The organism is Bradyrhizobium sp. 31Argb (genome assembly GCF_043638955.1).
In the GTDB taxonomy this organism is placed as follows: domain Bacteria; phylum Pseudomonadota; class Alphaproteobacteria; order Rhizobiales; family Xanthobacteraceae; genus Bradyrhizobium.
Map to the genome: position 1 here is coordinate 1 of NZ_JBEGDB010000361.1, position 6609 is coordinate 6609.

Annotated in this window: 2 protein-coding genes and 2 pseudogenes; 1 reads left to right on the forward strand and 3 read right to left on the reverse strand. The window is 56.8% G+C overall.

The window, feature by feature from the left end; translation table 11 throughout:
* Positions 1–199 precede the first annotated feature (199 nt).
* A pseudogene (locus AAFX91_RS37415) lies at positions 200–613 on the forward strand (transposase); the annotation flags it as partial.
* Between the two features lie 1839 nt (positions 614–2452).
* Here AAFX91_RS37415 and AAFX91_RS37420 read toward each other — a convergent pair.
* The 3 genes and pseudogenes from AAFX91_RS37420 to AAFX91_RS37430 all read right to left on the reverse strand — a co-directional run.
* Positions 2453–4609: a peptidase domain-containing ABC transporter gene (locus AAFX91_RS37420; RefSeq protein ID WP_394569848.1), complete on the reverse strand. Its 2157-nt coding sequence runs from the start codon at positions 4607–4609 to the stop codon at positions 2453–2455.
* Positions 4610–4639: 30 nt separating this feature from the next.
* Positions 4640–5725 carry an HlyD family secretion protein gene (locus AAFX91_RS37425; protein ID WP_394569849.1) on the reverse strand — a complete coding sequence of 362 codons (1086 nt, stop codon included), beginning with the start codon at positions 5723–5725 and terminating at the stop codon, positions 4640–4642.
* A 590-nt stretch (positions 5726–6315) separates the two neighbouring features.
* Positions 6316–6609, reverse strand: a pseudogene (locus tag AAFX91_RS37430) (hypothetical protein); the annotation flags it as partial.

A 6609-nucleotide genomic window follows, 5' to 3' on the forward strand; every position in this document is an offset into this window, starting at 1 on the left:
CTCTTGCCACCCGAAAACTTGCCCATCCTCGAATGGCTCGGTATCAAAACGTCAAAATCACTGCGATGAACAACTAGTTGTGAGACCAGCTTCCTCGCTCCCCTCGCTAGGGAGCAAAATAGATGAGGCAATAGGAGGTCTCTCGGGAACATCGCTAGATGCGGCAATACGCACTTCCATCCTGTTTGCCGCGCGGCAGGCGACCGAGAATGCCGCAACGGTTCAGGCCCTGCTGGACAACCTGGTCTCGCGCGGGCTCGACCCGACGGTGCCAAGACTGTTCATCGCCGACGGCGCGAAGGCGTTGTCGAAGGCGATCCGCCGCACCTTCGGTTCGGCCGCCGCGATCCAGCGCTGCCAGATCCACAAGGCCCGCAACATTATGGAACGCTTGCCGAAACAGCATCATGCGGCCACCCGTCGGGTGCTGCGCCAGGCCTGGGAGCTCGATGACGCCGACAAGGCTGAAAAATTGATCCGCAATCTCGCGCGTCGACTCGACCAGCAATGGCCCGGCGTAGCGGCGAGCATCCTCGAAGGCCTCGACGAAATCCTGACTGTCGTCCGGTTGAAGCTGCCGAAGGAGCTTCGTCGATCGCTCGCCTGTTCAAGCGGTCCCGCTCCGCGGGTCCATTTCAGAAGCATCAGCATCCAGCTGCAATGCCTGCTGCTAGCGCCGCCAAAACTCCCACGATCGCCCAAATTACCCCACCCGACGTTGCGGACGATTCTTCAGGAGTTAATTCGGTTACACCGTAGGCTGATATGTCGGCCTTCATTGTTATCCCCTTTTCAAGTGCAAGCGCGAAGCTGAAGCTACCGCCTGGCAATGCAAAGACAGAAAGTCAAGGAACGTGCCAACTCTGCCAGGAAGCGCCCCACATAAACCGCTCTCCATTTTGTTCAATGGCTTAATCGAGAGTGTGGCCACGCCGGCCGTACATCTCCTTGTCCGAGACACGACAAACGGGACAACAGGCGGCGCGACCTGGACACGAACGCGCGACGCTGCCATCCGCACAATCTTTTCCTTGAATCGGTCGCGAGTCCTCGGGCGTGATCTCCGCATCCGCATCGCATTGCCGAGGTGGTAATGGCGGTAGTGCTTGTCTCAGGCTGCCAAAAGCTTGAGAGGCCTTCACCTTTGCGGATCTTTCGTCAACGAGCGTATCGCGGAGGGGAGGGGGCGCCAACTACGCCAAGAAGAAAGCTGTTCGATAGCTTATGGACTGCGCTCGCTTCGGCCTTCGACTCCGAGCAAGTCTCTGCGCGCCGCCATGGAGGGCGGCGGACATCCTGACCAGCACCGAGTTCACTATTGTGTAGTTCAGTTGAGGGCAACAAGCCAGGAAAGATGATGGAACCTGCCATCGCGCCGGCCTTTCGTTTTGGCGAACTATTTGTCTTGCCCGGTTCGGTCACTCGGGCTTTGTCTGCCGGTCCGCACCTGCAGCTGCCATGCTGTGAAGCCGCATCAACAACAAATAGGGTCGCGTTTGCGACGAGAATGCTATGACTTTGACATGCGACGTAATGTTCGCGCGGTCTGCAGCACATTTCAGCTAAGCCTCTGAGACGCAGAGCCGCTTATTACTGGCTTTCCTGAGCGCTTGGCACGAGACTTGAATCCGCTGCGTTGGCGGCAGCAGTTCCTGACCCGCCGACTGTGCGAAAGGAAAACGTATGAATATGTCAGCTATGGCGTGACCGAATTGAGTCTCGAAGAAGCGTGTGCTGCTGCGGGAGGACAAGATCCGTGCGCTTGGCTAATTACGCCAAATCCGGACGGTACTTATAACATCGATCCAATCATCTGTCCGACTGATCCGCCTCAGAGCGCATAAGGAACATGCGCAAAAAGTCGCTTGAGCAGCCAGTCTGTGGCGCAGATACCTGTCCTTCAGGCTGGCTCGCCTCATGATGTAAAAAATTCTGTGTAGGACGGAAACGCTTTCGCGCCGCAGCTACCGCTGGAATATCCTCTTCAACGTGCGTGAACAGTCCGTCGCTCTGGAGCCGGACAAATGTCGGCGCTGAGGCCGAGATTGTCAACTCGGAAAGACCCATGAGTTTCGGGAGTCGAACTATAAATGGAATCTATCTCCCGTTTGTCGGAGGAATTCTTGCATTAGCTGTGCGATTTCAGGGGGAGTAATGTACTGTGCTTGCGTGCCGAGCGTCTCATTTCGTAAACGCTGGACAGCTTGGCGCCCGTGCGGCAGCTATAGCGCCCGTCTCTACTGGCCGTGACCGCCTTCTTTCGTGGCTTCGTCTCGGGTAACCCCACGTCACTTATCTGCTTTCCCTCTCGGTCGCTGGGCACGATAGCTCCAGAAAGCGAGCACATGTAGCGTCGTCGGATTGCCTACACGGTCGCGATGACCTGCCCGGCGTCCAATGGCGTCTAACTGGTGCAGCCGTTGCTGCGGCCGCCAGCGTAATCCACGAGCGTTTAGCTGGATGTGGTCTGCGCCCGCCACAAGCGAGCGTAAGCGCCTTCAGCTGTCAGCAGATCAGCATGCCTTCCCTCCGCAACAACACGTCCCTTATCCAAGACGACGATCTTATCGGCTCCGCAAATCGTGTTGAGTCGATGAGAGATAACGACGATGATCTTGCCGGCCTGCCGCAGTTCCTCAACCGCCCGTATGACAAATGTCTCGGCGACGGAGTCGAGAGAGGCGGTCGCCTCGTCGAGGATTAGGACCTCTGGATCGCGGTACAAAGCTCGAGCCAACGCTAGGCGCTGCTTCTCTCCGCCCGAAGGGCGTACGCCGTTCTCGCCCAGATAGGCCTGGTAGCCACCAGGCCAGCGGTCGATCACGTCTCGCAGCCCGATTTGATCGCAGATGTGCACTATCTTCCCGGTGTTCGGCTCGAACTCGCCAAGGGCGATGTTCTCGATGACTGAGGCCGAGAACACGTCCACGGATTGCGGTACCGCGGCAACAATCTTGCGCAGGGATTCAGCCGAGAGGTCTTGGAGGTTATAGGAGCCGATGCGGATGCGTCCACCCTCAAGCGGGTACATATTTTGCAGCAGCGCAGCAAGCGAACTTTTGCCCGAGCCGCTTTCTCCGACCACGGCCGTGATCTCCCCTCGCCGGAAGGTGACGCTGAAATCCTTAAAAAGCTCCGGCTGGGCGCCATGGCGGAACGTGACGTTCTCCAGATGAATGTCGCCAACATCTGGCGTCGTAGCATTAATGCCGCCGCTGCTTGCTGGCTCAAGGTCGAATATCTCGAACAGGCGATCCGCCGCGATAATGGCATCCTGAACAATCCTGTTGGCGTGAATTAGGCTTGTAACCGGACCGGTGATATGGCCCAGCAACGCATAGCAGGACAGTAACTCGCCGGGCGTAATGGTCTGATCGAGGGCAAGCGTTGCACCAAACCACATCATCACGATGGTGAATAGGGTCGAGAGGAAGATCGATGCATTGTCTCCGACGATTGAGATGAGGCCGGACCTGTAGACGGAGTGCAGGGTCTTGACAAAGCGAGTCTCGAACTTAAGGCCGGCATAGCTCTCTATGCCGAAAGCCTTGATCGTGGAGATGGCTTCGAGTGATTCTACCACCTGCGCCTCCAGATCGGCCGCATTCTCCATAATGGCGCGCTCGCGCTTGCTATTCAGCCGGTTCATGGTCCAATAAACGAAGAGGTATAGTGGGACGGAGCCCGCCACGACCAAAGCGATTTTCCATGAGTAGACGAACATCAGCCCAAAGGAGAACAGGATCACCAGCACATCAACAAATAAGGTGATCGAGACGTCGTTCAGAAAGCTTCTGATCTTGACCGCGTCGTTCATGCGGGAGATGATTTCTCCCGTACGCATGCCATCAAAAAACTTCTGGGGCAGGCTTAGGATGTGATTGTAGTAGCCTAGGATCAAGTGGAGATCGATCTTTTGCCCCGTTTGCAGGACGAGCCGGTTTCGCAGGAAATTGATCAGGATCTGCGGCACAAGGATCAGCAGCATCACGACGCTCATGAGATTGAGCAAATTGCGGTTTCCTGCTGTGATAACATGATCGACAATCTTTTGTATGTAGATGGTCGTCGAGAGGCCGAGGAGGGTCGTCATCAGTGCGCCAACGAGGGCCTGCGTCAGCGCGGCTTGGTGGGGCGCAAGCAGTCGGGCAAAGCGGAGAAGGGGGGAGGTGGTCTCGTCGCGGCGCTTGAAGGTGTCTGCCGGAACCATGAGCACCAGGACACCAGTCCATTGCGTCTTGAATTCCTCGTGCGACAGCTTGCGGATCTCTCCATACGCTGGGTCCATGATGGTGACCCACCTCGGATCGATCGCCTGAACGACTACGAAGTGGTGCAGGACCTCCTTAACGACCACATGCGCGATGGCGGGCTTGGGGATCTTGTACAAGCTGTCGAAGCCACCTTTGACGCCCTTGGCAATGAAGCCGAGCTTTTGAGCCGCTTGGAGGAGACCCGACACGCTGGTGCCAGAGCGGTCCGTCGAGGCATACTGGCGGATGAGCGACAGTGGCAACTTGCAGCCATAGAAGGCTCCAACGGAAGCAAGACTGGCAGTCCCGCAATCCGTGATGTCGCGCTGCTTGAACTTGAGGATACGACTCGACATGGCGACTCACTGGCCCCTTAGAAAATTTAACTAGCGAGCTGACAGGAGCGGGTTAAGCCAATCATCGATCTGGTTGTAGAGTAGTTGCAGGAGTGTGCGCTTCGCCACGAGAAAGCGGCCGCGCACGGTCATGCCCTTCTTCAGATGACCAATTATCCCGTTTTTGAGTTCGAGGTAATTTCGAGAGAGCGCGCAGCGGACCTTGAACACCGGGTTCTTGTCACGCAGGGTGAAGTCCTGCGCCACGTCTAGCACTGTCGCGTCGATCACACCCCATTGATTGTAGTTGAAAGCATCGACCTGGAGCCGCACCGGCTGGCCGGGCCGTACGAATCCGATGTCTTTGGACGAAACGTAGATTTCTGCCACTAGTTCGCGGTCGGGCGAGATCCAGCCGACGGTTTGCCCCGCCTGGACGTAGCTTCCGGGCGTAAGGCCGGCGAATTGCTCGATAGCCCCTGACACGGGTGCACGGATGATAGTCAGATCGCGTTCATTCTCAAGCTGATGCAAGTTGGCTGTTAGTTCTCTCAGGCGCAGATTAGTGTCGAAGAGCTGCTGGTTCCATTCGGCGGATTTGCTCCGGGCGAGGATCTCGCCTCTCACCTCAAGGGTCTGGAGAGCCAAAGCCTTTTCCTCAATTGACTTTGCGGGCGCGGCGGCAACCGAGACGAGACGCTGAGCACGTTCGAATTCTGCGGCGGCATTCCTGCGGGCATATTGGTTCTCCCGCAACAAATTGAGAAAATGCAGCCACTCGGCCGTGGCGGAGTCGGTCCGCAGGGGGATGGGCGCGTCCGCCTGCGCACCGAAAGAGATCATGCTCTGGAGATCAGCGGTGCGATCGTTCTTCGCACGAATTTCGCCAAGGAGCATACTGATCTTCTCTTGAATGACCTTATCGTCAAGAGCGAGGATTTCTCCGCCTTGTGCAACAAGATCGTTCTCAACTGCGAGTACACGTGAGATACGCCCGGAGGCGGGCGCGATCAGAGGAGTCTTCTCGATGGTGGGACGAATCGCACCGGCACTTTGAACTGACAGCGTGACCGTTATGACTGGCAGCGACAGCAACGCCGCAACAACAGAAGATACAATGATCTTGTAGATCGCCAAAGATCGTCCTGATTCTCGCGACAGGATGCTCTCTGCAGTGAAGTTGATCATTTCAGGAGGGAGCAGGATATTGGTCATTGCAGACGTGTATTCCTATTGACGATTGGCGGCCTCCATGAAGACTCTGATCGAGTGGCGCCGGTCGCTGATTAAGTGGTGCACCGACCAGCGCCCCCGATTGCCGTGATAAGGCTTTAGCCATCTCACTATAGATGGCGACCAACGCCCCCGCGAAGAGCTCCAGCTCCGACTAGTGCTATTGCTACGACGGTCGCAACGCTAACCACTGTTTGCACGATCCTATCGAAAATCTTCCAGAACGAGCCTCCTGAAGTTGCCGCTGCTTCTTCGGGGGGCAATTCGGTTACGCCGTAGGCTGGCAGGTCGATTTTCATCGTTGGTCTTTTTTCCATGATTGCTCCTTTTTGTTGTCGAGCGCGTCAGCGTCGCTCGCAAGCTGGGGGATATCAAGAATCGTGCCAACTGCTCTGAGAAAGCGGAACCCCTTTCCATGCTGCTCGGAGGAATATCACCATGTCTGACGCGCGACAATGTAGGTTGTTCGCCGCTGAAGGAAGTCGTGGCCGACTTCACCCTGGAGAACCGGTTGCTAAATAGCCTGTAGGAGGATGGAGGAGTACGAGACATGAGATATCCTGCGTCCGAGAAAGCGTGAAAATGACCGTCGGCTTTGAACGCCGCACTAGACGTGTCCTCAATGCGCCGCCGGAACTTGGTAGACAGTCGATCCGTTTCGTTTTTTTGGGCGGCAGCGGATTGGCGCGATGACGGATTGCCGCCATCATGGGCGAAGGCGAGCATCACCAGGGAGACGTGGCGATGCCAGCCATGCCAGGATCTGCTTTCGTTGTGATCGAGCCCGA